The following is a 26,110-nucleotide window of genomic DNA, read 5'->3' on the forward strand; positions in this document are numbered from 1 at the left end:
TCGTCCCGGCGATTGACCCTGACGCAGGGGAAACCCCTCAGTATGGTCGGCATGATTACGAAAACCACTGCGATGCAGCATTTCGCGGTTCACCACGACGGGGTCGTAATCCCGGTGTGTCGCGGCGGCGGGGGACGACCGCTGATCCTGTTGCCCGGGCTGCTCACGGCACAGGCCGATCTGCATGAGTTGACCGAGCTGTTGCGACGCGACCACGACGTAGTGACCTTCGATCTGCGGGGCCATGGCCTCACTTCGGCCGCCGACCGGTACACCTTCGATTCGTTCCTGAGTGATTTCGTCGCCGTCATGGCGAAGCTGCAGCGCCTCGACCTACCCTCGCCGCCCGTGCTCGTTGGCCACTCGCTGGGCGCGGACCTGATCGTGCGCTACGCCTGCGCGTATCCCAGCGCCGTGGCCGAGCTCGTTCTCATAGACGGAGCGAACCCGGTGCCCGAACCGTTCATCAGCGAGGCCGACCTACCGGAGTTCCGTGCAATGTGGGAGGACTTTGCAACGCGCCAGGAGGCCACCAAGGGCTCCTCACGTCAGGTCTCGCTCACCGCGCAGGACATTCTTGACCTCAATCTCGAGCTGGATGTGATTCGGTCCGGAATCCTTGACCAGTATCGAAAGATCGAGTGTCCGATCAGCATGGTCATGTCGACCTCGATGGCGGGCGACAGTAGTGACGGGCGGACATTGTGGCGCAACCAGAACTGGCGTGCCGGCGTCGAGCGGCTCGTCCGCGAGCGGCCGCACATCTGCACATCCTGGCTCGACGCCGGTCACGGGCTGGTCATCACTCACGCCCCGCAGATCGCCCAGATTATCGGGAATACGCAGGCTCAGCCGGTCAGGCGACTTCGTGAATAGCTCCCAGGTTCAGGAGACGGGCTCGATGCTGACCATCGGCGAGCTGGCGTCGTACGCCGGAGTGACGGTGCGGGCGGTGCGGCACTATCACGCCAAGGGGCTGTTGCCGGAGCCGGAGCGGGACCACTCCGGCTATCGGAGGTACGGCGCTGGCGACTTGGTCGAGTTGATCAAGGTCCGAACCCTCGCCGAGGCGGGGGTTCCGCTGGCACGCGTGCGTGAACTGCTGCAGGCCGACCAGGAGGAGTTCGTCGCGGCCGTCGCTGACATCGACAAGCGGCTACGGGCGGAGATCCGGGAGCGGCAGCAGCACCGCGAGCGGATCGCTCGCCTCGCCGCCGGGGACAACCTGGTGCTGCCGCGGGAGGTAGTCGAGTTTCTCGACCGGCTGCGGGCGCTCGGGGTCGACGAGCGGATCGTCCGGGTCGAACGGGACGGGTGGATTCCGCTGGCCGCGCACTCACCCGAGCGAGTCCCGGAATGGGTGGCACGCAAGCGGGAGCAGCTCGCCGCCCCGCAGCTCATCGACTTCTATCTCACCCTGGGCCAGGCACTCGACTGGTCCGACCACGACCCACGGTTGATCGAGCTGGCCGACAATACGGCCGCCTACCTCACGCAGCTGGCCGACAAGCAGGGCGAGGAACACATCGGCGATGTCGACATCGAGCCGCCGCTCGCCATGCTGCTGGACACACTGGCACTCGATACCGCGCCGCCGGCGCGTCGACTGATCGAGCTACTGACGAAGCGAGGCTGGACCGGGTGGACGAAGCTCGAGCGCGTGGACCGCGAACAGCGTGCGGCCGCAACACCTCCTCCTCTCAGTCGCCGACCACGTGCCCGGTGACAAATCAGCTGCCTCGTCACAGGTGCGCAGACCATGGTCGCCACCGCGTTCGACCTGTCGGTGGAGGCTGGCATGATGCGCAAGATCGCACCGCATTCGAGGGGGAATGATGTCGGTACCCATCACCAAACTGCCATCCGGCCAACGTCCACGGGAACGGCTGCTCACGCTCGGCCCGCACGCGCTCAGCGACAGCGAATTGCTCGCCGTGCTGCTGCGCCAGGGACGCAAGGGCGAAAGCGCACTGGATATGGCCGCCGAAATGATCGCCGAGCACGGCGGCATCGCCGGTTTGGCTGCCGCGCGGCCAGAGGAATTATCGCGGCGCGCGGGCGTCGGGGAGGCCAAGGCCGCGGCCATCATCGCCGCCTTCCACCTCGCCACCAGGGCCCGCAACAGTCCGGAAACCGCCCCGCGTCTGGATGGCGCCGCCGATATCGTCCGGGTGGCGCTGCCGCTGTTCGCCGGTGCCCGCGTCGAACGGCTGCTGGTGCTGGTGTGCGATGCGCAGAATCGATTGCGGCACAAGGTATTCGTCGCCGAGGGTGCGATCGATCAGGTCGCCGTCCCGGTCCGCGAAATCCTGAATACCGTGCTGCGCCACGACGGTCGCGCCTTCGCGGTCGTGCACAATCACCCCTCCGGCGATCCGGTCCCCAGCTTCGACGACCGTCGAGCGACCAGCCTGCTCATCGAATCCGCCCATACCGTCGGCCTGCGCTTCCTGGACCACGTGGTGATCGCGGGGGAGAGGTGGGCCAGCGCCGCACCGCTGCACCGGTCAACGCAATGATGCTGCGGCGCAATAGGAATGGCATAAGACCGCATGCATCCTATGTGAGAACAGCTGCAGCCTGCTGATCCGGTGTGTTGCGGTCAGCGGGGCAGTACCGGAATGCGTTGCAGCAGTGCGGGCGTCGGCTCGTCGACACTCGCCGCGAAGTCGTCGTGCCTGGTGACCCACCGCACCACGAACGGGCACACCGGCACGATCCGGCGGCCGCTCGCCACGGTGTCCGCCAGCGCGTCGTGGATCAGAACGCTGCCCAATCCCCGGCCGCCGAACGCCGGATCGACCTCGGTCGCATAGAAGACACGGTGCACACCGGCATCGAAATACAACTCCTCGCCGACGGTCGCGCCATCGAGTCGGATCTCGTACGCATTGCGCGCCGGAACGCCGACTACCTCTACTTTCGGTTCGGCTCTGTTTACTGTTCGCTCGCTCATGCCCCGTGGAACGCATCCGTACCGCCGTTTATTGCGCAGACGACGAAGGCCGCCCGCGTCTTTCGATGCGGGCGGCCTTCGGGTGCCTCGGGTCAGCGTGCGAACAGCAGTGCGCGTTTGACTTCCTGGATGGCCTTGGTGACCTCGATGCCGCGGGGGCAGGCATCGGTGCAGTTGAAGGTGGTGCGGCAGCGCCAGACGCCTTCGACGTCGTTGAGGATGTCGAGGCGTTCGCGGGCGCCTTCGTCACGGCTGTCGAAGATGAAGCGGTGTGCGTTCACGATCGCGGCCGGGCCGAAGTAGCTGCCGTCGCTCCAGTACACGGGGCAGGAGGTGGTGCAGCAGGCGCACAGGATGCACTTGGTGGTGTCGTCGAACCGGGCGCGGTCGGCCTGACTCTGGATGCGCTCGCGGGTGGGCTCGTTACCCGAGGTGATCAGGTAAGGCTTCACGGCACGGAACGCGTCGAAGAACGGCTCCATATTGACCACGAGGTCCTTCTCCACGGGCAGGCCGCGGATCGGCTCGACGGTGATGGTGAGGGACTTGCCGCTCTTGGGCAGCATGTCCTTCATCAGCACCTTGCAGGCCAGCCGGTTCACGCCGTTGATCCGCATGGCATCCGAACCACAGACACCGTGCGCGCACGAGCGCCGGAAGGTGAGCGTGCCATCCAGGTAGGACTTGATGTAGATGAGCACGTTCAGGAAGCGGTCGGTCGGCAGTACCGGCACCTGGAAGGTCTCCCAGTGCGCGCCCTTGTCGTCCTCCGGGTTGAACCGGGCGACCTTGACGTCGACCATGACCGAGCCCTCGGGCACCGGTGCGGCCTTCTGCGGGGGTGTTTCGAGTACGGCAGTCATCAGTACTTACGCTCCATCGGCTCGTAGCGGGTCTGCACCACCGGCTTGAAGTCGAGGCGGATATCGGAGATGAGCTCCGCACCCTCCTTGTAGGCCATCGTGTGCCGCATGAAGTTGACGTCGTCGCGGTCCGGGTAGTCCTCGCGGGCGTGGCCGCCGCGCGATTCCTTGCGGTTGAGCGCGCCCACCACGGTGACCTCGGCCAACTCCAGCAGGAAGCCCAGCTCGACGGCCTCGAGCAGGTCGCTGTTGTAACGCTTGCCCTTGTCCTGCACCGTGATTCGGGTGTAGCGGTCCTTGAGCGCGTGGATATCGGTGAGCGCCTGCTTGAGGGTGTCCTCGGTGCGGAACACCGCGGCGTTCATATCCATCGTGTACTGCAGTTCGGTGCGGATATCCGCGACCCGCTCGTTGCCGTGATCCGACAGCAGCATGGCCAGCCAGTCCTGCACCATCTGCGCCGGGCTCTCCGGCATCTCGACGAACTCGGTACGCTGGGCGTACTCGGCGGCGGCGATGCCGGAGCGGCGGCCGAAGACATTGATGTCGAGCAGCGAGTTGGTGCCGAGGCGGTTGGAGCCGTGCACCGAGACGCACGCGCACTCACCGGCGGCGTACAGGCCGGGCACCACATCGGTGTTGTTGCGCAGCACCTCGCCGCGGATCCGGGTCGGGATGCCACCCATCACGTAGTGACAGGTCGGCATGACCGGCACCAGTTCCTTCACCGGGTCCACACCCAGGTAGGTGCGCGCGAATTCGGTGATGTCGGGCAGCTTTTCCTCGAGCACGTCCTCGCCGAGGTGGGTCACGTCGATGTAGACGTAGTCCTTGTTCGGTCCGGCGCCGCGACCCTCGAGCACCTCGAGCACCATGGAGCGGGCGACGATATCGCGCGGCGCGAGGTCCTTGATGGTGGGGGCGTAGCGCTCCATGAAGCGCTCACCGCTGGCGTTGCGCAGGATGCCGCCCTCACCGCGGACGGCCTCGGAGATCAGAATGCCCAGACCGGCAAGGCCTGTCGGGTGGAACTGGTGGAACTCCATGTCCTCCAGCGGCAGACCCTTGCGGAACACGATCGCCATACCGTCACCGGTCAGCGTGTGCGCGTTCGAGGTGGTCTTGTACATCCGGCCGGAACCGCCGGTGGCGAAGATGATCGACTTCGCGTGGAACACGTGCAGTTCGCCGGTGGCCAGCTCGTAGGCGACCACACCGGTCGCGACCGGACCCCGATCGGTCTCGGACATGACCAGGTCGAGCACATAGAACTCGTTGAAGAACTCCACGTCGTGCTTGACGCAGTTCTGGTAGAGCGTCTGCAGGATCATGTGGCCGGTGCGGTCGGCGGCGTAGCACGCGCGGCGAACCGGGGCCTTACCGTGATCGCGGGTGTGACCACCGAAGCGGCGCTGGTCGATCTTGCCCTCGGGCGTGCGGTTGAACGGCAGACCCATCTTCTCCAGGTCCATCACCGCGTCGATGGCCTCCTTGGCCATGATCTCCGCGGCGTCCTGGTCGACCAGGTAGTCACCACCCTTGACGGTGTCGAAGGTGTGCCATTCCCAGTTGTCTTCTTCGACATTGGCCAGTGCGGCGCACATGCCGCCCTGGGCCGCGCCGGTGTGACTGCGGGTCGGGTAGAGCTTGGTCAGGACGGCGGTGCGGGCTCGGGGACCGGCCTCGATCGCCGCGCGCATACCGGCGCCACCGGCACCGACGATGACGACGTCGTAGCGGTGCTCCTGAATCCGGGATTCACTCATGCCTGCACCTCGCTGCGCTCGGCTCCGGCATGTGTGAAACACGCTGTGTCGATGATTCGTTCGCTGCGCTCACTCATCGGAGTTCGCCTGTTCCTAACTGATGTTGGGGTCGAAGGTGAAGATGACGTAGGTGCCAACGCCCACGATCAGGATCATCGAGATGGCCAGCAGGGTGTTCAGCCAGAACCGGGTCGAGTCCTTGCGCGAGTAGTCCGCGATGACGGTGCGCAAACCGTTGCCGCCATGCAGTTGGGCGAGCCAGAGCATGGTCAGATCCCAGAACTGCCAGAACGGGCTGGACCAGCGGCCCGCCACGAAGGCGAAGTTCAGGCGCTTCACGCCGCCGTCGAGCAGCAGCATGATCGTCATGTGGCCCAGGACCAGCACGATCAGCAGCAGGCCGGACAAGCGCATGAACAGCCACGCGTACTTCTCGAAGTTGTTGTTGGAGCGGGCACGCGGCGAGCGGGGCAGATCCAGGCTCGCGGGCCGGTCGTAGGACTTACCGAGAATAGGTGCGCTCATGCCTGCACCTCGCTGGCGCTCGGCTCCGGCATGACCGCACTGGCGGCTGTGTTCATGATTCGTTCGCTTCGCTCACTCATGGGATCAGTGCTCCGTGAACAGGTAGAAGAACTGGCGGCCGACGGCCGGAACCACCAGCAGGAACCAGACGGCCAGAATCACCCAGAGCATCGTCTTCTGGTACTTCGGGCCCTTGCCCCAGAAGTCGACCAGAATCACGCGTACGCCGTTGAGCGCGTGGAACAGCACGCAGACGACGAGACCCATCTCCATCAGGGCGACGATGGGGTTCTTGTAGGTCTCGATGGCGTGGTCGTAGGTGTCGGGGCTGACCCGTACCAGTGCGGTGTCCAAGACGTGCGCGAAGAGGAAGAAGAAGATGGTGACACCGGTGATCCGGTGTAGCGCCCAGGACCACATTCCGGGGTCGCCTCGGTACAGCGTCTTCCGCTTCGGCTGTGCCGGAGCTTCTGTCGTGGTCATAGAGTGCGGTGCCTCCAACGTCGTTGATGGACCCGGTTGCAAGTCCGAGGCAGGCGACGTGGATGTAAATGCCCAGGTGGCTGCGCTTTGCTGCTCCAAATAGCTCGCGCGGGGCCCGCCGCCGGGAACCTGAACCGATCTGATCTGGACTCTAATCCCCTCGCAATCGCGGAACTAATTCGGCAGGCCGTGCGTTGCGCTACAGTCGAGCGAGTTAGGTTTACCTTTCTTGATGCGTAATGGGTTGTGCCGTGGCCCCTGCGCGGGCAAGTGCGGCTCGGTCCCCGAGGGGCCGCCGATATCAGACTGAGACCGAAAAATCTTGTGCGACAAGGCAATTCAAGTTATGTGCAATGCCTATGTGTCGAACTCGCGGTTTCCGGTCGGCGCCGGGGCTCTCAGTTCGACGGGCCGAATTGTGAGCGTCGGCAATGTGGAAAATGTCTCATTCGACGAACGATAACCTACTCATCGGTAACAGAAAACTATCGCAGATTCCGATCGGCGACAGCCGAAATTCGCTACGACGACATCCATCGGCGTCGTTCCAGCAACCGCGTCATGAGTTCGCGGTCCGCGGGACGCCCCGCGCCCGTGACGGCGACCAGGATCGAGCGTTCGGCGGCCCCGGCGTTGGGTGAACCCGAAGCCATCTGCGACCAGTGGTAGCGCACCTGAGCCTCGATGAAAGTGTGGTCGCTGCCCGCATCGCAGAGCAGCACCGCGCGATTGATCGGAAAGCGGTCGATCACCCGCTGCAGTTCGAACTGTGTTCCGGTGTTGGCCGGGACATATCCCGACAGATCGACCGCCACCAGGTCGACTCTGGCCAACAGCAGGTCGACCGCGCTCTTCCAGAAACTGCCGTGGCACAGCAGCGCGCGGACGGGGTAGCTACCGGCCGGATCGTGCACGCGTTCGGGCATATTGGTGATCCCGGTCAGCCGGTGCTTACCCGGCGGCAGCGGCTCGGATCCGAATCCGGCCAGCGCGGTGCGGAAGGTGCGCGGCGATGCGGCGAACATGGTGCGTATCGCGTTGTCGGCCCGCGCTCGGGCAACCTCCGCCGGGCTGACCGAACCCGAGCTACGCAGAATGTAGACGTAGCCGAATTCACGCCACGCGCCGTGCAGGAAATTGCGAACTCTGGCCTGATTCTCGAACAGTCGCAGATAGGCGATCTCCAGCGGCGGTGATTTGAACACGTTGCGCGCGGCCGACACCACCGTCAACCGGTAGTCGACCGACTTCGGTTTGACGAACTGCACTCGCAACGGGGGGATCTCGGAGGCGCGAACGTAGCGGGGATCGGGCCCGAGGTGACTTAGCGCCGCGGCGTATGCCGGGTCACCGGACCACTTTTCGGCGATATACGCCGCGTACCAGCGTCGCCAGCGTGGTAGTGCGAACGCGATGATGACCACCGATATGGCCGCGAGTATCGCGACCATCGGCACCACCGCCTCCGGAGCATCGCGCAGCGTGCCATCGGGGTCCTCGGTCTGCACGCCGAACAGCAGCACCGCAATGATCAGCCCGATCGGAATCACGACCCACCGCACCCGCCGCAGCGCCACCTGACGGTGCCCCCGGATTACCCGCAACTCGTTCAAATGCGCCTCGAGCGGCGGCACCAAAAGTGCGGCGCGATCGGGATGACGTTCGACCTTCCGGCGCACCCGATGCGCGCTGTACCAGGCATGCCAGTTGCGCGCCCCTTCGGAGCCGCGCTCCCACAACCCGAACCCACACAGGGGCGCCAGAAACAGCACGAACTGACGCCATCCCGACAAGGGCACCTGCGGCATACCGCTGTACAGAAAATCCGGTGCGAAGAAGATCAGTCCGATGAGTGCCGCCGCCCACGGCAGCGCAAGTGCGGTGTTGCCGAGCCCGGACCACAGTGCCTTCGATTCCGTCGCGCGCACACGTTGTCGAAGGTCCTCCGCGGTCATGCCGGCATCACTTCAGGACGGCGACGACGTAGGTGATCACGTAGGTGAGCGCGAATATCACCGGCACCCACTGCTCGAGGTGGGTGAGCGGCCGGTAGAGACGCCGGTTTCGGCCCTGACCGAGTGCGGTCCACTCCGCCCGCCAATACGGTGACGCGGGCAATCGCTCCTCCAGCGCGCCGACGACCTGATATTTGGCCGCATTGAGCTGACGGTAGGACCGCAGCAGGTAGTACCAGGCCCCGCACTGCACGACCAGCGCCACTGTCGGGCACACCAGCGTCCACACCGCGCGGCTCGGATGGAGTTGCAGCATCACGCCGATGATCGTGAAGGCGCTGGTGTTGAGAGTGAGGAAGAAGCTGTTGGTCAGGCTGCGGCGGGCGCTGATCCGGTCGGCCATCTCGACATACAGCTTGTACTGTTCGAGCACCGCGTCCTGGTACCGGCCCGCATAGCTTTCTGGCGTGACGTGCGAATTCCACAGGCCGTCGCTGATCGGGCTGGACACCGATGCCACCTTCCGGAGGGGCCGAAGGGAATTCGATGATATCCGAAATCTGTTGCCGCGCATCGAGATCTGGTCAGGCCGACGATCAGGTGTGGGGCGAACCGGGCGACATCGAGCATGGCCGGGAGAATTCGACCAGCCGAGTCGCCCGCCATACCGAAACCGCCCCAAGACCATGGAAGGTAGCGAACACGTGGATATCGACTGGAAACTATTGCGGACCAGCGCATATGAGGTCATGCAGCGGGCGTACGCGCCGTATTCTCGATTCCCGGTCGGGGCGGCCGGGCTGGTCGACGGGCGAGTGGTCGTCGGGTGCAATGTGGAAAATGTCTCCTATGGATTAGGGCTGTGCGCCGAATGCGTACTGATCGGGAACCTGTTCGCGGGCGGCGGTGGCCGGTTGCTCGCGCTCTCGGTCACCGATTCCCGGGGCGAAATCCTGATGCCCTGTGGGCGTTGCCGACAGTTGCTCTACGAACACGGCGGGGCCGATCTTCTGGTGGACCACAAGACCGGACCGGTTCCGCTTCGAACCCTGCTCCCCGACGCCTTCGGACCTGACGATCTGGATGCCGGACAGACCTAGGTTGTCCTCGGCAATTCTCTTCGACGATTTCGGCTTCCGTCGACATCTCGACGTCCGCGAGCTGAGTCGGTGGTAGCCCCATCCAGTCCTGTGACTCGTCGCGTCAGCTTCAACTGGGATTCGCCGAAGCGCTCGTCGGCATGGCGGATGCGGGCCTCGAGATCCGTCGCGCGGCGGTTCAGGTGTGCATGCGTCATTGCTCCCCCAAACGTCGCTCCCCCAAACGTCGACTCGATGATGCGCAGAGGCTATCGGAGAGCACCGACAAGTTCCAGGCGGCGAGCGTGCCACGTGCCAGACTTGCCGGTGTGACGGCAGTGGACGCGGTTTCGATCATTACGGCCAAGCGGGACGGCGGAGAGCTGTCGGAAGCGCAGATCGATTGGGTGGTGGATGGATTCACCAAGGGGGTGGTGGCCGACGAGCAGATGGCGGCGTTGGCGATGGCGATCGTGTGGCGGGGGATGACGCGTCGAGAGACAGCGCGGTGGACGAATGCGATGATCGCGTCGGGGCGGCGGATGGACTTCACGGATCTGCCGCGGCCGACGGTGGACAAGCATTCGACCGGTGGGGTGGGCGACAAGATCACGTTGCCGCTGGCGCCCTTGGTCGCGGCGTGTGGGGCTGCCGTGCCGCAGCTTTCCGGGCGCGGGTTGGGACATACCGGCGGGACATTGGACAAGTTGGAGGCGATCCCGGGGTGGCGGGCCGATGTGCCGGTGGCGCGGATGCGGGAGATCCTGTCCGATCCCGGCATCGGCGCGGTGGTGTGCGCGGCGGGTGCCGATCTCGCCCCCGCCGATAAGCGGCTGTACGCGTTGCGCGATGTCACCGGGACCGTCGAATCCATACCGCTGATCGCCAGCTCGATCATGAGCAAGAAGATCGCCGAAGGGACCGCCGCGCTCGTACTCGATGTGAAGGTCGGCTCCGGCGCTTTCCTGAAAACCCTGGACGGTGCGCGCGAATTGGCAACGGCCATGGTCGAACTCGGCACCGATGCCGGGGTGCGGACGGTGGCATTGCTGACCGCGATGGACACTCCGCTCGGACGCACCGCGGGCAATGCACTAGAGGTCGCCGAATCGGTGGAGGTGCTCGCCGGCGGTGGCCCCGCCGATATCGTCGAGCTGACACTCACCCTCGCCCGCGAGATGGTCGCTCAGGCCGGACTCGATATCGACCCGGCCGACGCCCTCGCCGATGGTCGCGCAATGGACCATTGGCGCGCCATGGTTCAAGCCCAAGGCGGCGATCCGGACGCGCCCCTGCCGCGTGCGAAGCACACCGAGACCGTGTGGGCCGCACACGACGGTGTGCTCACCCGCCTCGATGCGATGGCCGTCGGCATGGCCGCCTGGCGACTCGGCGCGGGCCGAGCCCGCCAGGGCGATCCCGTCCAATTCGGCGCAGGCATCGAAATGCACGCCAAGCCAGGCGATTTCGTGACCACAGGCCAACGCCTTCTCACCCTGCACACCGACACCACGCAAGCCTTCCCCGGCGCCCTCGCCGCCCTCGAGAACTCCTTCACCATCGGGACCGCGCCCCCACCGCAAGCCCCCTTGATCTTGGACCGCATCGCCCCCTGACACCACCGCACCCGAGTTCGCTCGGCGCGCAATTTCGTCGGCGCGCGAATTCGCATGGCACGCCCGAATCCCCGGCGCGCGTGAACCCGTCCGGCACACACGAACTTTTGCTCGGCGGACTCGGACTCGGCTGCTGCGGACGGACTTGCCCGGGGGGTTCGAACGCACCGAGGTGGTGGGCAAAGGTTTGCGGCAAGCAGGCAGGAAACCGACCGCTACGTTAATTCTTGGCTGGTCAAAGGGGCTTTCCGGTACTCGAGGTGTGGCAATCGGCTACTCGAGCAGGGAAGTTGCCGATTATGTCTCGAGTGGGGATGGCGGAGAGCGCAATCACAGCCGCATGAATGGGTTGGTGCGGCTAACGTGTGGTCATGACAGGACCGATGCCTTTGACCCTTGCCTCGATCCGCCAAGCTCCCAAGGCGTTGTTGCATGATCATCTCGACGGTGGTCTGCGGCCCGCGACGGTTTTGGAGCTCGCCGCCGATTGCGGTTATGACGACCTACCCGCCGACAATGAGACCGAGCTGGCGGCGTGGTTCCGCGATGCGGCCGACAGCGGCTCGCTCGAACTTTATCTGGAGACCTTCGCGCATACCGTCGCGGTAATGCAGACCCCCGAGGGCCTGCGCCGCGTGGCTCGGGAATGTGCGGAAGACCTCGCCGCCGACGGTGTGGTCTATGCCGAAGTGCGCTTCGCTCCCGAACAGCATCTCGAGGACGGCCTCACCCTGGACGAGGTGGTCCAGCACACTCTCGCCGGATTCCGCGAGGGCGCGGCAGCCGCGGCCCGAGACGGTCACCCGATCGTGGTGATCTGCCTGCTCACCGCCATGCGGCATGCGGCACGTTCCCGCGAGATCGCCGAACTCGCGGTGCGGTGGCGCGATCGTGGCGTCGGCGGTTTCGATATCGCGGGCGCGGAAGCGGGCTTCCCGCCCAGCCGCCACCTGGACGCCTTCGAATACATGCGTGCCAATAGCGCGCACTTCACCATTCACGCGGGTGAAGCGTTCGGGCTGCCGTCCATCCACGAGGCGCTGGCATTCTGTGGATGTGACCGGCTCGGCCACGGTGTGCGGATCACCGATGACATCACCGTTTCCGGCGCGATCGAAGACGCGCAGCTCGGCCTGGTCGCGAACTATGTGCGGGATGCGCGAATTCCGCTCGAGCTCTGTCCATCCTCGAATGTGCAGACCGGCGCGGTTCCCTCACTCGACAAGCATCCGTTCGATCTGCTGGCGCGGCTGCGCTTCCGCGTCACCGTCAATACCGACAACCGCCTGATGAGCGACACCAGCATGAGCCAGGAGATGCTCAAGCTGGTCGACACCTTCGGCTATGGCTGGAGCGACCTCGAACGCTTCACCATCAACGCGATGAAGTCCGCGTTCATCCCGTTCCCCGAACGCCTGCGCATCATCGACGACATCATCAAACCGGGTTATGCCGTACTGCTCGGCTAGTTACTTCTCCTGCGTGAGCCGGGACTCGAAGTTGCGCTCCAGGTCCCGCCAGCTCTGGGCCTCCGCGGCGAACGGCGGGTTGGGGGCCAGGCGGGTCGGGTCCGGGTTCAGCAGGTAGGAGACATACCAACCGAGCGGGGTGGACTGCGCCAGCGCCTGCTCCACCGTGTCGTCGTCGGCGTAATCGGCTGCGTCGGTGAACAATTCGACCGCAAGATCGAGCTGTTCGATATCGACCGCCTCCGGGCCCTCGGCCAGGTCGTCGGCGAGGCCGGGCAGCACGTAGACGTTCTCGTCGGTCACCTCGACCTCGAGCGAACCGTCGACGGCGGCGGTCTGCACATCGGTGTAGGTGCTCACCCGCGCCAGCTCGTGCTCATGGTCATCGGCCAGGTAGCGGGCCAGCGCGCGCTCGGAGCCGAAAACGGTGATGGAGCCGTCCTTGCCGAGGAAGATCGGCTCGTCGTCGAGGTAGCAGCGCAGCGTGAAGTAGGTGCCGTCGGAGGTGACGATCTTGACCGGGTCGATGCCGACCTCATGCCAGAACGACTCGTCTTCCTCGTCCTCCCCCTCTTCGTCCTCCTCCTCGTCCTCCGCATCGAGGTCGACGGATTCGAACTCCTCGTCCTCCTCGCTGTCGGCCGCGTCATCGGCGTCGACGACGTTCTCCTCCGCGGCGAGCAACTCGGCCTCCGCGACCGCGACCGCCTCGGCATCGACCTCGGGGGTCTGCACCACAGAGTCGATGGCGTCGAGGACGTCGTCCCAGCCCTTGGCGATGGCAGCGCCGATCTGATCCCACAGCTCCTCGCCGTCGCGCCCGACGAAGGCGCTCACGCCGCTGGCCAGCGCGCCGACCACCGGATGGGAGCCGAAGAACTTGGTCACCGTCTCCAGCTCGCACACCTCACCGATATTGCGCACCATGCTGAGCGTGTCGTCGAGCTCGGCGATGGTGTCCACGTCGGGATCGCCCGCGACCAGCTCCGGCACCCCGACCAGATCGAAGGTGAAGTTCTCCTCCGGCTCCAGTTCGGCCGCCGACAGCCCGGCCACGACCTTCCACGCCGGATGGTCCACGAGATCGTTATCGGAGTTGGTCCGGATGAACGCGGCCAGCTCCGCGACGGTCTCGAAACCGTAGAGGGAGTCCTCATGTCCGAGGAACGCCTCCCACTCGTCATCACCGTCGCGCCAGCGCGGTGCCCACAGGGTGACGAGATCGCCGTCGGTCAGGCCGAGCTCGATCGGGACGATGTCTCCAGAAGCCATGTGCGGAAGCCTATCGACCTTCCGAGTCAGTGACTATCCGGCCCGCCCCCAACTCTTCCCGAATCACCCTCCGGCGCGACCGCGAACGACTCGTTCAGTGTCGCAACGACCTTCGATCGCTGCGTGCCGGCGTCCTCAGCGGCCTGCCGACAGGCCCATACGATCAGCTGACCGACCTCGGCGGGCGGCAGCGAAGTGACCGACTCCGACAGGCTCAGGGCGACCAGCGCGCCGTCGCTGTTCACCTCGACGCTGACCGTCCCGTCCTCGGTCCGGAACCGGCCATGCACCTGCTTGAGGCCGTACAGTGCGGCCTCGAGGGCTTCCAGTTTCGCCGTCGCGTTGGCAACCAACGCGTCCATCTCAGCACTCATGCCTGCGCCTCGCTGGCGCTCGCCTCCGGCATGACTGCTGTGGCAGCTGTGTCCATGATTCGCTCGCTTCGCTCACTCATGGCCTGCGCCTCGCTGGCGCTCGCCTCCGGCATGACTGCTGTGGCAGCTGTGTCCATGATTCGCTCGCTCAAACCTGCCTCATCCAGCTCGTCGGTCCCGTGTCCGCGTCATCGATCCGGTCCAGTTCGTCCACCGCGGCCTGGCGTGTCGGCAGGCCGAGCTTGTCCAGGATGTCGGCGGGCATACCCGCCTCGGCGAGCAGTTCGCGGCGGCGGGCTCGGGCGGCAACGGTGGAACGTTTGGTCAGTCGCAGGATCTCGTCGGCCAGAGTCTGTGCGCCGTAACGGTATTCGCTGCGCTCGAACTTGATCTCGATCGGCATGCCCTGATCGGTGGCACGGACCGAGATGGTGCCCGATCGGTTGGTGCTCGCCGCCACCGTGACGTTGGGTATCGGTGGGGTCTGGGGCTGGGACATTATTCGTTCGCTCCGCTCATTTATGAGGTCGGCCGGTAGAAGCCATGAAAGTTCATGCCCATGTTGTCGGTTCGAACCGAGCTGATCTGGACCGGATTACCGGCCTCGACGAACTGCCCGTTGCCGATCACCATCGCGACGTGGCCATCCCACACTGCCAGATCGCCCGGCATCAGATCGCCCGGCGACACCTGCATATGGCCATTGCCCTGTTCCTGGGCCAGTCGGGGCAGATCGACACCGGCCTCGCCGTAGGCGTACTTGGTGAGACCGCTGCAGTCCAGTCCGGAGCCGGGTGTATTGCCACCCCACACATAGGGCGTGCCGACCGCGCCGATGGCCGCCTTGACCGCCGTGGCCGCCTTCTCGTTCGGGGCTTCCACGACACTGCCGTCGGGCAGGGTGATCTTTACGCCTTTGCCGGAGGCCGACGACTGCCCGGTCCCGGTCGCGGTGCTCGTACTCGGTTTGGAACTCGACGCCGTGCTCGCAGTCGTGGTGCTGGCTTTGCTCGCGGTGCTCATCAGGCTACTGAGCATGCCGCCCGCGCCGCTCGCGACACTGCTCACGGTCGATGACAATTGCGAGGCGCCCTGGGTGGCGGTGCCGACCGTGCTGGCGACATTGGACAGCGACGGCGTCGACGGCGCGGGAGTCAGCTCGTTCATCGACGCGGTCTGGGTATCGAGTTCGTTGCGTACCCGGCCGACCACATTCAGCCCCTGACCGATGTGGTCGATCGCGGAGCCGACGAGCACCGTCAGCCCCTCCGGTGTGGCCAGCGCAGGACCGAGACTGGTGGCCTGGCTCACGAAGGACTGGACGATCCCGTTCAGTTCCTTCTGGCCCGTTTCGACCTGGGCGGCAGCCTGATTCACGACAGTGGCCATATCGTTGCCGCGGTCGGAAATGGTGGCGGCCGAGGTCTGCACCCGCAGCGCCTTCGCGGTGACGGCATCAGCCGCCGCACCGTCCCATGCGTTATTCACCTGGTTGATGCTGTTGCGGCCGACCGCGTGCACCTGGTCGACGGCGGTCGAGGTAGAGGTCAGTGCGTCGGCGGGTCCGCCGGTGGGCAGGACGCCGGTGCCGAAGCTGGAGAGCAGATCGAGCAGTGGCTGAACCAGGGCGCTGACATCGATCACGGCGTCATCCGTCCAGGCCGGTGGCATTCAGCCCGGCGGCATTGTTCAGGTCGGTCTCCTCGAGGACGACGGCCGAAGATGTTGCCGTACCGCCCATACTCGCGAGCACTGCCGACAACTGACCGATCGAAGCAACGTGCCCGGCATGTGCCGCGGCGTAGGCGGCCATGAAATCGCCGCCGATCAAGCCCATGATCGGGCCGAGGAGAGTGGGATCGGCGGCCGCGGCGCTCACTCCCGCGGTGGCGAGATCGCCGGACATGGCCGCGGCGGTCGCGCCGTAGGCGGTGATGCCCTCGGTGTCGGCCGACATCTTTCGCATAGTGCTTCCCCCATCTGTTCGTTCCCAGGCAGAGTACGTCATCCACCTAGTTCGACGCGCTGCCTTGCCGATCGGTTCCAGCCGTTCGAAAAAAATTCGGGTGGAGGTTCGCCGCCGAACTCGTTTTCGACCTTATCGTTCCCTCATGCGCACGCACACCGTGGACCATCCGCTCGCCGCCGCCCTGCTGACCACGATGCGCGATGTGGGAACGGCCAATCCGGCCTTCCGCGCGGCATTGCGCGATCTCACCGGAATCCTGATCTACGAGGCGCTGCGCGACGCGCCGGTGGTCCACTTCCCGCTCACCACACCGGTATCCGACACCGAGGGAACGCGATTGGCGCAGCCGCCGCTGTTGGTTCCGGTGCTGCGCGCCGGGCTCGGCATGGTCGAAGCGGCCGCCGAACTCATTCCGGACGCCAGGGTCGGCTTCGTCGGTATCGCCCGCGACGAAACCACCCATCAGCCAGTGCCGTACATGGAATCGCTGCCCGCCGACTTGTCCGAGATGCCGGTCTTCGTGCTCGACCCGATGCTGGCCACGGGCGGTTCGATGCGCCACACCCTGCAACTGCTCGCCGCTCGCGGCGCCACCGACATCACCGCGGTCTGTGTGGTAGCGGCACCCGAAGGCATTGCCGCCCTTGGTGATTCGGGACTCCCCGTGCGCCTGATCACCGCAGTCGTCGACTCGGGCCTCAACTCCGACGCCTACATCGTCCCCGGCCTAGGCGACGCCGGTGACCGCCAATTCGGCCCCCGCTAACCCCACCGACACCGCCGCCATCGAGCCGAGCCAAATGGCGGCTCACCCCATCGAGGGTAGTCGAATGGTTGCTCAAAAACCCACCCACAGCCACCAATTGACTACCCTCGACAACGAGTTAGCTGGAAGGTGAGCCGGGTGTGGCACGCGATGGGACCAGCACGGCAACGGCGAGCTATCCGGGGGCGGCAAACCTCGAGAAGTCGGTGCCGGACGACAGGACCGCGTGGCCAACAGAGTCCGGCAGCAGGCCAAGCCGCCCCGTCGGCTATCGCGCGAGTCGCCCGCAGTATTCCCGCAACTCGGCAAGCCGTCGCTCAGCCGAGGTTCGCGCGGGCGCGAGTACGTCCCGGCTGGCGACCGGCTCGACCACTTCCAAATAGCACTTGAGTTTCGGTTCCGTGCCGGACGGCCGGACCACGATCCTAGAGCTGGCGCCCTCGAAAATCAGTGCGTCGGTGCGCATTCGGCCGCGCACCTGGAGCAGATCGGTGTATTCGACCGGCTCGCCCGCGATTTCGTCGGGCGGGGCGATGCGCAGCCGGTTCACGAGGTCCGCGGCCGCTGCCGGGTCGGGTAGGCGCAGCGACACCTGGTCGGTGGCGTGCAGGCCGAATTCGACCGCGTAGTCGCCGAGTTCGTCGGCGAGGGTGCGGCCCGCGGCCTTCAGACGGGCGACGAGATCGGCGGCCAGCACCGCCGCGGAGATGCCGTCCTTGTCGCGGACCGCGACGGGGTCCACGCAGTGGCCGATTGCCTCTTCGTAGGCGTAGACCAGACCATCGCCCGCGCGGGCCAGCCATTTGAAACCGGTCAACGTTTCCGCGTACCGCGCGCCACGGGCGGCCGCGAGTTTCGAGAGCAGTCGCGACGACACGATGGTGGTCGCCACCAGTGCATCCGGCGGCGCGGTCCGCAGCACGTAATCGCCGAGCAGCACACCGGTTTCGTCGCCGCGCAACATGCGCCAGCCACCGTCGCCGTCCGGGTCGTGATTCTCGGGTATGGCGATGGCGCAGCGATCAGCGTCCGGGTCGAGCGCGATGGCGAGATCCGCGCCGATCCGGGTGGCGGTGGCGAGCAAAAGGTCGGTGGCGCCGGGCTCTTCCGGATTCGGGAAGGCGACGGTGGGAAAGTCGGCATCGGGCGCGAATTGCGCACCGACCACGTGCACATGCTTGAACCCCGCCGCGGTGAGGGCAGCCACCGCCGTATCGCCGCCGACCCCGTGCAGCGGCGTCAACGCGATCCGGACATCGGAGCGCTCACCGGGACCGCCGATCAACTCGGGCAGCCGGGCCACCCGATCGATATAGCGGCGCACCACATCATCTGCGGCCGGTGTGACGGGCGTGCGGGCGATCGGGTCGGTGACGGCCTCGATGCAGCGCTCGATCTCGGTGTCGGCCGGTGCGATCAGTTGCGAACCGCCGTCCAGATACACCTTGTAGCCGTTGTCGGTCGCCGGATTGTGCGATGCGGTGATCTGCACTCCCGCAACGGCTCCCAGCTCACGCACCGCGTAGGCGACGACCGGGGTAGGCAGCGGCCGCGGCAGCAGCGTCACCGGAAAGCCCGCGGCAGCAAGGATTTCCGCGGTCACGATGGCGAATTCGCCGGAGCCGTGCCTGGCATCGCGCCCCACAACCACCGCGCCGCCGCCGAGACAGCGACCGCGCAACCAGTCCACGAGTCCGGCGGTCGCCCGGCTCACCGTGTCCAGGTTCATGCCGTCGGGCCCGTCTCGCAGCGGCCCACGGAGCCCGGCGGTACCGAAGCGCAGCATCTAGAGCCGTTCCAGTACGCCGCGCAGCAGTTTGCCGAGACGCGGTGCGGCCGCACGTCCTTCGGCGAGTACCTCGGCGTGCGAGAGATGCGCACCCGTGACGCCCGCGGCGAGGTTGGTGACCAGCGAAATACCGAGCACTCGGGCCCCGAGCGAACGGGCCGCGATCACCTCGAGCACCGTCGACATGCCCACCAGATCCGCGCCGATAGTGCGCAGCATCCGGATCTCGGCCGGCGTCTCGTACTGCGGTCCGGTCAGGCCCGCGTACACGCCCTCGGTCAGACTCGGGTCGATTTCCCTCGCCAGCGCACGCAATTCAGGATCCCACGCATCCACGAGATCGACGAAGGTCGCACCCGCCAGCGGCGTGCGGCCGGTGAGATTGAGATGGTCGCTGATCAGCACCGGCTCGCCGACGCGCAGTCCGTCCCGGATCCCGCCCGCCGCATTGGTGAGCACCACGGTCTCCACGCCCGCCGCAATCGCCGCGCTCACCGGATGCACGACATCGCCCGGCTGATAGCCCTCGTACAGATGCTGACGCCCCATCAGCAGCAGCACAGGCGTGTTATCAACGGCAACCGAATGCACAATCCCGACATGCCCTTGCGCACTTGGCGTCCCGAACCCGGGCAGTTCCGGCATCGGCACCGACGCCGACGGCGTCCCGATCTCCGCGGCTGCCTCCTGCCAGCCCGATCCCAGCACCACCGCAACCCGGTGCCGCTCCACTCCCGTACGTTCGGCGATCGCCCTCGCGGCCTGTTCGGCAAGCATGCCGTCACCGTATCTGATTTGCCGCGCCTGCGGCTGGGTCTAATTGCCGCGCCTGCGGCGCGGCGGGTTCGCGGCCCCCTGGTGTCTCGCGTCCGAGCCGTCGAGACTCGCGACTTCGTCGCATGCGCTTCGACGGCTCGGACGCGAGACGGGCCGCGAACGGTCGCTCGTAAGACTCGCTCCGTGGTGGTTGGTGATGGCGGGGACGTTCAGCACCTGATGCACGCGTGCTGGGCGTTTGAGTTCCGCGCCTGTGTCATATGTGTTTCGGCCATTGGGGTGTGAGGCGGGTCGCGAACGGGTCGTTCGTAAGGGCTCGCTTCGTTGTGGTTGCTGAGGGCGGTTTGTTCAGCGCCCGATTCCGTCATGCTGGGCGTTTGAGTTCCGCGCCTGTGTCATATGTGCTTCGGCCATTGGGGTGTGAGGCGGGTCGCGAACGGGTCGTTCGTAAGGGCTCGCTTCGTTGTGGTCGCTGAGGGCGGATTGTTCAGCGCCCGATTCCGTCATGCTGGGCGTTTGAGTTCCGCGCCTGTGTCATATGTGCTTCGGCCATTGGGGTGGGAGGCGGGTCGCGAACGGGTCGTTCGTAAGGGCTCGCTTCGTTGTGGTCGCTGAGGGCGGATTGTTCAGCGGCTGATGCCCTCGTGCCGGGGGTTTGAGTTCCGCGCCTGTGTCATATGTGTTTCGGCCATTGGGGTGTGAGACGGGCCGCGAAGGCGCTCGTCAGACTTGCGCCGTGGGAGCTGAGACGGCAGCACGGCTTGCTGTCGCGCAACCCGCCGAGTGTTAGCTACCCGCGAGTAGGTGTCGCGCTGCGCACCCGTTACGCTGCACGCATGCCGTATCTGGAACGTGAAGGGGATGTGTTCGTCGTCTACCTCGGGAACGAGGGGCAGACCGACAGCGAGAACCGTTTCCATCCGGATTGGATCGATGCGTTCCACGGGCTGTTGGACCAGGTCGAGGCGTCCGAGGGGCCGGCGGCGCTGGTCACCACGGCGAGCGGGAAGTTCTACAGCAACGGGCTCGATACCGATTGGCTGTTCGGCAACCTGGATCAGATGCACGGCTACCTCGACCGGGTACACAGCATCTACACCCGCCTGCTGACCTTCCCGCTGCCGACGGTGGCCGCGGTCAACGGTCATGCCTTCGGTGCGGGCGCGATGCTGGCAACTTCGCACGATTTCCGGGTGATGCGCGCCGACCGCGGCTTCTGGTGTCTGCCCGAGGTGCACCTCGGCATGCCGTTCACCGTCGGCATGAACGCGCTGCTCACCGAGCGTCTCACCAACCAGGTGTGCGTACAGGCCATGACCGCCGGTCATCGCTTCGCCGCCGACGAGGCCATCGCTGCGGGAATTGTCGACGCGAAGGCGGATGCTGATGTTTTGCTGAAGTCCGCGATCGAGCGCGCAGGCGCCCTCGCGGCAAATCGCAAGCCCAATCTGCCGGTGATCAAGCGGTCGCTGCACGCCAAGGCGCTGGCCGGGCTCGCGATCCCGACCACTCCGGAGAATCTGGCGTTCGCCCCGGGATAACCGCAACTTGATCACAACCCTTGCGCCGCGCGGCAACATCGCCCCTGGGCGCAGGGTGCGCCCGATCTTGTGCGCAGTGCCAGACTGTGTGCCATGCCACCACCGCGCAGCGGGCACCCCGAATCACGCACGGACCACCACGTCGCGCACCCGGGTGCGGCGGCGGACGCCGCGATCCTGGCCGCCGCGCCCGAACTGATCGCGCTCTCGCATTCGATCCACGCCGAACCGGAACTGGCGTTCGAGGAAACCCGCAGCGTCGCCAAGACCATCGCGCCGCTGGCCGAGCGCGGTTTCGCGATCGAGACCCCCGTCGCCGACCTGCCTACCGCATTCCGCGCGACCTACGGATCCGGCGAGCTCACGGTGGGTATCTGCGCTGAATACGACGCACTGCCCGAGATCGGGCACGCCTGCGGACACAACATCATCGCGGCATCCGCGGTCGGCGCCGGACTCGGCCTCGCCGAGGTGGCCGACGTCCTCGGCATTACTGTCGTCGTCTTCGGCACACCGGCGGAGGAGAGCGGCGGCGGCAAGGTGCTGATGCTCGAGCGCGGCGTCTTCGACGATGTCGCGATGGCGATGATGGTGCACCCCGGTCCGATCGATATCGTCGACGCGCGCTCGCTGGCGCTCGCGGATCTGTCGGTGGTCTTCCACGGCCACGAGGCGCATGCCAGTGCGGCCCCGGAATTGGGCCGCAACGCGGGTGACGCAGTGACCGTCACGCAGGTTGCTCTGGGATTGCTGCGTCAACATCTCCGACCCGGACAGCAACTGCACGGTATAGTCAGCGACGGTGGCGTAGCCCCCAACATCGTTCCCGGACGTGCGGAACTGCTGTATTACCTACGCGCAGTCGACTCCGCATCCCTCGACGATCTGATGCGACGAGCGTCGGCTTGTTTCGAGGCGGGTGCGCTGGCAACCGGCTGCACTCACGAAATCCGGACGGTTGCGCCGACATATACCGAGCTGACGCCCGATTCGGGATTACTGTTTGCCTATCGTGAGCAGATCGTCGACTTGGGCCGGGTGCCGATCGCACCAGAACTCGAGGCGCAGCGACCGCTCGGGAGTACGGATATGGGCAACGTCACCAACGTCATACCGGGCATACATCCGGTCATCGGCATAGATGCCGGTGGGGCGGTGACGCATCAGCCCGGCTTCGCCGCGGCGAGTGTCAACGCCTCGGCCGATCGTGCGGTAACCGACGGTGCGATCGCGCTCACGCGTACCGCTATCGCCGTAGCTCGCGATCAAATACATAGGGACAGGTTGTTGCAACGGCTCGTTCAACGACAGGAGGACATTCGGTGAGCATTACTGGCCGTTCCGCGGCGCACGCGACACGCTCGGTGTCGGCGACGCGCGTGCCCACGGGGGGCCACGGGAGCGCAGCACAATCGGATACCGCGGAAGTCGGACCGGATGCGGTCGATTCCTGGCTGGCCGAGCACACGGTCGACCTCATCCAGTGGCGCCGGCATATCCACGCGAACCCGGAGCTCTCCCGCACCGAATTCGCCACCACCGAGTTCGTCTCGGCCTGGCTGACCAAGGCGGGATTGACGCCGCAGAAGATGCCCAACGGCACCGGAGTGCTCTGTGACATCGGTCCGGTGGATGCACCGCGCATCGGACTGCGCGCCGATATGGACGCACTCCCGCTGCAGGAATTCACCGGACTCAGCTTCGCCTCCACCGTCCCGGGCGTCTCGCATGCCTGCGGGCACGACGCGCATACCACGATTCTGCTGGGCACCGCGCTCGCACTGGCCGATCAGGAACTCCCGGTCGGCGTGCGATTCGTCTTCCAGCCCGCCGAAGAGGTGATGCCCGGCGGTGCCATCGATATGGTCGCCGCCGGGGCGATGGAGGGCGTCGACCGGATCTTCGCACTGCACTGCGATCCGCGCCTCGAGGTCGGCCGGGTGGGCATCCGGGTCGGTGCGATCACCTCGGCGGCCGACACCATCGAATTGGTTCTCGATTCGCCGGGCGGGCACACCTCGCGTCCGCATCTGACCAGCGATCTGGTCTACGCCATCGGCACCGTGATCACCGGCCTGCCCGGGCTGCTCAGCCGCCGCATCGACCCGCGCACCAGCACAGTGATGGTCTGGGGGGCGGTTAGCGCGGGCAAGGCGCCCAATGCGATACCGCAGACCGGCATGCTCACCGGCACCGTGCGCACCGGCGATCACGCGACCTGGTCGCTGCTGGAGCCGATGGTGCGCGAGATCGTGGACGGCCTGCTCGCCCCGACCGGGGTGCGCTACCAGTTGAACTACCGCCGTGGTGTGCCGCCGGTGGTCAATGACGAGCACTCGACCAGGATGTTCGAAGACGCGATCCGCATGCTCGGCCCGGACGCACTCGCCGACACCTTGCAGTCCGGTGGCGGTGAGGATTTCTCCTGGTACCAGGAGGAGGTGCCGGGCGCGATGGCTCGCCTCGGCGTTTGGTCCGGGCACGGCGAACAGTTGGATCTGCACCAGCCGACCTTCGACCTCGACGAGCGCGCGCTTGCCGTCGGTGTCCGGGTACTCAGCAATATCGTGTTCAACGCGAGCTGACGAAGACAAAGGAAGCGGCCGACCCTCGATGGGGGTCGGCCGCTTCCGCGTCTGTTCAGCTACCGAAGAATCCAGGTCCGACGTTCTTGCTGTTTCGGGTGCGCAGCGCGTGCACGTATTCCGCTGGCGCGCCAGCCTTTTCGGCCGCATCGGCCATCACGCCGATATAACGCGCCGATGGTAGCCCGCCCTCGTAGGCATCGAGTACATATAGCCAGGCCAGGATGGGTTCGGAACCGCTGCCCGCGCTCGGCACCACGCGCAGCCGGATCTTGCGGTGGATGCCGAAATCGGAACCCTCCCAGCGGTCCAGGCGCTGCTCGTCCTCGGGCGATACGTCGTAGAGCACGACGAATACCCGCTCGCCCGGCTCTTCGACGACGGTGGCCAGCGGGCCCTCCCAGCCGATGTCGTCACCGCTGAAGGTGAGGCGCCAGCCCTCCAACCAGCCTGTCCCGTACATGGGGGAGTGCGGACAGCGCTCGAGCATCTGGGACGAGTCCATGTTGGACCCGTAGGCGGCGTAGATCGGCACGACGCAAGGGTATCCAATAACTTGCGCGCATCGTCTCTATCCCGGCGAGATGACCGTGTGTTCGCCAGCTAACGTTGTTTACCGGCACCGGAGATCCCGGTCGAATAGCTCGAGCGGAGGTATCCATGACCCGCATAGCGATCATCGGTGGCGGACCGGCCGGTTACGAAGCGGCACTGGTGGCGGCCCAACACGGAGCCACGGTCACCCTGATCGATAGCGACGGCATCGGCGGGGCGTGCGTCCTGTGGGACTGCGTACCGTCGAAGACCTTCATCGCCTCGACCGGCGTGCGCACCGATCTGCGTCGCGCCCGTGACCTGGGCATTACCCTCGATCCGAGCCAGGCCCAGATCGAACTGGGCGAGGTGAACGCGCGCGTGAAGGCGCTGGCGTTGGCCCAGTCCTCCGATATCCGCTCCAAGGTGCAGGCCGCGGGTGTGACCGTGTTGACCGGACACGGACAGCTCAGCGATCCGGCCGCCGGTCTGGCCGCGCACCGTGTGCGCGCGCTCCTGCCCGATGGCACCGAGGAGGCCATCGAGGCCGAAGTAGTGTTGATCGCCACTGGCGCGAGCCCGCGCGTGTTGCCCGGCGCCGAGCCCGATGGTGAGCGCATCCTGAACTGGCGTCAGCTCTACGACCTGGAGGAACTTCCAGAGACCCTGGTCGTGGTCGGCTCCGGTGTGACCGGCGCCGAATTCGTTTCCGCGTACACCGAAATGGGTGTGCGGGTGAAGTTGGTCTCCAGCCGTGACCGGGTGTTGCCCGGTGAGGACGCCGATGCCGCGCTCGTGCTCGAGGACGCACTCGCCGAACGCGGTGTCGAACTGGTCAAGCACGCCCGCGCCGATGCGGTAGAGCGCACCGCCGCAGGCATCGTGGTGAAGCTCTCCGACGGCCGAACCGTCACGGGTACGCATGCGCTGATGACCGTCGGCTCGATCCCGAATACCAACGACCTGGGCTTGGAGCGGGTCGGCATCGAACTCGACCGCGGCGGCTACCTGCGGGTGGACCGGGTGTCGCGCACCTCGGTGCCGGGCATCTACGCCGCGGGCGACTGCACCGGCCTGCTGCCGCTGGCCTCGGTGGCCGCCATGCAGGGCCGCATCGCGATGTATCACGCGCTTGGTGAGGGCGTCAGCCCGATCCGGCTGAAGACGGTCGCCTCGGCCGTATTCACCCGCCCGGAGATCGCGACCGTCGGCGTGAGCCAGACCGCCATCGATAACGGCGAGGTGCCCGCGCGCACGGTGATGCTGCCGCTGAACACCAACCCGCGCGCCAAGATGTCGGGTCTGCGCAGGGGTTTCGTCAAGATCTTCTGTCGGCCCGCGACCGGTGTGGTCATCGGCGGTGTGGTCGTCGCCCCGATCGCCTCGGAACTCATCCTGCCGATCGCGCTCGCGGTCCAGAACAATCTGACCGTCAACGATCTCGCCCAGACGTTCTCGGTGTATCCGTCGCTGACCGGCTCGGTCACCGAGGCGGCCCGGCTGCTGATGCGTCACGACGACCTGGATTAACAGGCGGTGTTTGATTTGCAGCGCCTTCGGCGCTGCGTGTTCGCGGCCCCCCGGTGTCTCGCGTCCGAGCCGTCGAGACTCGCGCCTGCGGTGCATGCACTTCGACGACTCGGACGCGAGACGGGCCGCGAACGTCGCTCGTAAGACTCGCTCCGTTGCGGCCGGATTATGCGGTCGATCTCGAGTGCCCCGAGTCTTACTGTCTTGTCTGGACTTTCACCGCGTTGCCAGTCCGGCGCGCATGTGGTTCACTTCCCGCAG

At 66.0% G+C, this 26,110-nt stretch carries 26 protein-coding genes; 11 read left to right on the forward strand and 15 right to left on the reverse strand.

What is annotated here, in order from left to right; genetic code table 11:
• The first annotated feature begins 12 nt into the window (after positions 1-12).
• From ACIBJI_RS19000 to ACIBJI_RS19010, 3 genes are all read left to right on the forward strand, one after another.
• A complete protein-coding gene (locus ACIBJI_RS19000) occupies positions 13-876 on the forward strand; it encodes an alpha/beta fold hydrolase (RefSeq protein WP_397085063.1) in 864 nt (287 codons plus the stop codon).
• Positions 869-1,726, forward strand: coding sequence for a MerR family transcriptional regulator (locus ACIBJI_RS19005; RefSeq protein WP_397085064.1), 858 nt, complete (start codon positions 869-871; stop codon positions 1,724-1,726). Before ACIBJI_RS19000 ends, ACIBJI_RS19005 begins: the two co-directional genes overlap by 8 nt.
• Positions 1,727-1,835: 109 nt before the next feature.
• Complete coding sequence (locus ACIBJI_RS19010; RefSeq protein ID WP_396957522.1) at positions 1,836-2,519, forward strand: RadC family protein; 684 nt, start codon at positions 1,836-1,838, stop codon at positions 2,517-2,519.
• 83 nt (positions 2,520-2,602) lie between these two features.
• Here ACIBJI_RS19010 and ACIBJI_RS19015 read toward each other — a convergent pair whose 3' ends face one another.
• From ACIBJI_RS19015 to ACIBJI_RS19045, 7 genes are all read right to left on the reverse strand, one after another.
• Entirely contained in the window at positions 2,603-2,956 is a 354-nt protein-coding gene (locus tag ACIBJI_RS19015) for a GNAT family N-acetyltransferase (RefSeq protein WP_364346491.1), read from the reverse strand.
• Between the two features lie 92 nt (positions 2,957-3,048).
• Positions 3,049-3,819, reverse strand: coding sequence for a succinate dehydrogenase iron-sulfur subunit (locus ACIBJI_RS19020; protein ID WP_364346493.1), 771 nt, complete (start codon positions 3,817-3,819; stop codon positions 3,049-3,051).
• Positions 3,819-5,585: a succinate dehydrogenase flavoprotein subunit gene (sdhA, locus tag ACIBJI_RS19025; protein WP_396957525.1), complete on the reverse strand. Its 1,767-nt coding sequence runs from the start codon at positions 5,583-5,585 to the stop codon at positions 3,819-3,821. Before sdhA ends, ACIBJI_RS19020 begins: the two co-directional genes overlap by 1 nt.
• Positions 5,586-5,678: 93 nt before the next feature.
• Positions 5,679-6,110 carry a succinate dehydrogenase hydrophobic membrane anchor subunit gene (locus tag ACIBJI_RS19030; protein WP_396957526.1) on the reverse strand — a complete coding sequence of 144 codons (432 nt, stop codon included), beginning with the start codon at positions 6,108-6,110 and terminating at the stop codon, positions 5,679-5,681.
• Positions 6,111-6,194: 84 nt separating this feature from the next.
• Positions 6,195-6,593: a succinate dehydrogenase, cytochrome b556 subunit gene (sdhC, locus tag ACIBJI_RS19035; RefSeq protein WP_364346499.1), complete on the reverse strand. Its 399-nt coding sequence runs from the start codon at positions 6,591-6,593 to the stop codon at positions 6,195-6,197.
• A gap of 521 nt (positions 6,594-7,114) precedes the next feature.
• The gene (locus ACIBJI_RS19040; RefSeq protein WP_364346501.1) at positions 7,115-8,548 is read right to left on the reverse strand and encodes a hypothetical protein; all 1,434 of its coding nucleotides are present in this window, start codon (positions 8,546-8,548) and stop codon (positions 7,115-7,117) included.
• A 7-nt stretch (positions 8,549-8,555) separates the two neighbouring features.
• Positions 8,556-9,059, reverse strand: coding sequence for a hypothetical protein (locus ACIBJI_RS19045; protein ID WP_364346503.1), 504 nt, complete (start codon positions 9,057-9,059; stop codon positions 8,556-8,558).
• Between the two features lie 175 nt (positions 9,060-9,234).
• On the opposite strand from ACIBJI_RS19045, the gene ACIBJI_RS19050 reads away from it, so the two are divergent.
• The 3 genes from ACIBJI_RS19050 (at position 9,235) to ACIBJI_RS19060 (ending at position 12,712) form a co-directional block, all read left to right on the forward strand.
• Positions 9,235-9,648, forward strand: coding sequence for a cytidine deaminase (locus ACIBJI_RS19050; RefSeq protein WP_364346505.1), 414 nt, complete (start codon positions 9,235-9,237; stop codon positions 9,646-9,648).
• Between the two features lie 308 nt (positions 9,649-9,956).
• Positions 9,957-11,243, forward strand: coding sequence for a thymidine phosphorylase (locus ACIBJI_RS19055; RefSeq protein WP_397085068.1), 1,287 nt, complete (start codon positions 9,957-9,959; stop codon positions 11,241-11,243).
• A 371-nt stretch (positions 11,244-11,614) separates the two neighbouring features.
• Positions 11,615-12,712, forward strand: coding sequence for an adenosine deaminase (locus ACIBJI_RS19060; protein WP_364346509.1), 1,098 nt, complete (start codon positions 11,615-11,617; stop codon positions 12,710-12,712).
• Here ACIBJI_RS19060 and ACIBJI_RS19065 read toward each other — a convergent pair whose 3' ends face one another.
• The 5 genes from ACIBJI_RS19065 to ACIBJI_RS19085 all read right to left on the reverse strand — a co-directional run bounded on the left by ACIBJI_RS19065 (position 12,713) and on the right by ACIBJI_RS19085 (position 16,315).
• Positions 12,713-13,984 carry a primosomal protein gene (locus ACIBJI_RS19065; protein WP_364346511.1) on the reverse strand — a complete coding sequence of 424 codons (1,272 nt, stop codon included), beginning with the start codon at positions 13,982-13,984 and terminating at the stop codon, positions 12,713-12,715. It lies immediately after the preceding gene.
• A gap of 26 nt (positions 13,985-14,010) precedes the next feature.
• Positions 14,011-14,358 (reverse strand): YbaB/EbfC family nucleoid-associated protein, encoded by a 348-nt coding sequence (locus ACIBJI_RS19070; protein WP_364346513.1) that lies wholly within the window; start codon positions 14,356-14,358, stop codon positions 14,011-14,013.
• Between the two features lie 148 nt (positions 14,359-14,506).
• Positions 14,507-14,857 carry a hypothetical protein gene (locus ACIBJI_RS19075; RefSeq protein ID WP_364346517.1) on the reverse strand — a complete coding sequence of 117 codons (351 nt, stop codon included), beginning with the start codon at positions 14,855-14,857 and terminating at the stop codon, positions 14,507-14,509.
• Between the two features lie 20 nt (positions 14,858-14,877).
• Positions 14,878-16,002, reverse strand: coding sequence for a C40 family peptidase (locus ACIBJI_RS19080; protein ID WP_396957532.1), 1,125 nt, complete (start codon positions 16,000-16,002; stop codon positions 14,878-14,880).
• 4 nt (positions 16,003-16,006) lie between these two features.
• Complete coding sequence (locus ACIBJI_RS19085; protein WP_364346521.1) at positions 16,007-16,315, reverse strand: hypothetical protein; 309 nt, start codon at positions 16,313-16,315, stop codon at positions 16,007-16,009.
• Between the two features lie 154 nt (positions 16,316-16,469).
• Here ACIBJI_RS19085 and upp point away from each other — a divergent pair, with 154 nt between their 5' ends.
• Positions 16,470-17,093 (forward strand): uracil phosphoribosyltransferase, encoded by a 624-nt coding sequence (upp, locus tag ACIBJI_RS19090; RefSeq protein ID WP_364346523.1) that lies wholly within the window; start codon positions 16,470-16,472, stop codon positions 17,091-17,093.
• A 268-nt stretch (positions 17,094-17,361) separates the two neighbouring features.
• Here upp and ACIBJI_RS19095 read toward each other — a convergent pair whose 3' ends face one another.
• The gene (locus ACIBJI_RS19095; RefSeq protein ID WP_397085071.1) at positions 17,362-18,879 is read right to left on the reverse strand and encodes a phospho-sugar mutase; all 1,518 of its coding nucleotides are present in this window, start codon (positions 18,877-18,879) and stop codon (positions 17,362-17,364) included.
• On the reverse strand, positions 18,880-19,659 hold the full coding sequence (locus ACIBJI_RS19100) for a purine-nucleoside phosphorylase (RefSeq protein WP_364346527.1): 780 nt from the start codon (positions 19,657-19,659) through the stop codon (positions 18,880-18,882).
• 836 nt (positions 19,660-20,495) lie between these two features.
• Here ACIBJI_RS19100 and ACIBJI_RS19105 point away from each other — a divergent pair.
• From ACIBJI_RS19105 to ACIBJI_RS19115, 3 genes are all read left to right on the forward strand, one after another.
• Positions 20,496-21,200 (forward strand): enoyl-CoA hydratase-related protein, encoded by a 705-nt coding sequence (locus tag ACIBJI_RS19105; protein WP_364355336.1) that lies wholly within the window; start codon positions 20,496-20,498, stop codon positions 21,198-21,200.
• A 93-nt stretch (positions 21,201-21,293) separates the two neighbouring features.
• Positions 21,294-22,526 (forward strand): M20 family metallopeptidase, encoded by a 1,233-nt coding sequence (locus tag ACIBJI_RS19110; protein ID WP_397085073.1) that lies wholly within the window; start codon positions 21,294-21,296, stop codon positions 22,524-22,526.
• Positions 22,527-22,654: 128 nt separating this feature from the next.
• Complete coding sequence (locus tag ACIBJI_RS19115) at positions 22,655-23,785, forward strand: M20 family metallopeptidase (RefSeq protein WP_364355362.1); 1,131 nt, start codon at positions 22,655-22,657, stop codon at positions 23,783-23,785.
• Between the two features lie 55 nt (positions 23,786-23,840).
• On the opposite strand, the gene ACIBJI_RS19120 is transcribed toward ACIBJI_RS19115, so the two are convergent.
• Positions 23,841-24,320 carry a gamma-glutamylcyclotransferase gene (locus tag ACIBJI_RS19120; protein WP_364355330.1) on the reverse strand — a complete coding sequence of 160 codons (480 nt, stop codon included), beginning with the start codon at positions 24,318-24,320 and terminating at the stop codon, positions 23,841-23,843.
• Positions 24,321-24,445: 125 nt separating this feature from the next.
• On the opposite strand from ACIBJI_RS19120, the gene ACIBJI_RS19125 reads away from it, so the two are divergent.
• Positions 24,446-25,849: an NAD(P)H-quinone dehydrogenase gene (locus ACIBJI_RS19125; protein WP_364355327.1), complete on the forward strand. Its 1,404-nt coding sequence runs from the start codon at positions 24,446-24,448 to the stop codon at positions 25,847-25,849.
• The last annotated feature ends 261 nt before the right edge of the window (positions 25,850-26,110 follow it).

The organism is Nocardia sp. NPDC050408 (assembly GCF_044458905.1).
In the GTDB taxonomy this organism is placed as follows: domain Bacteria; phylum Actinomycetota; class Actinomycetes; order Mycobacteriales; family Mycobacteriaceae; genus Nocardia.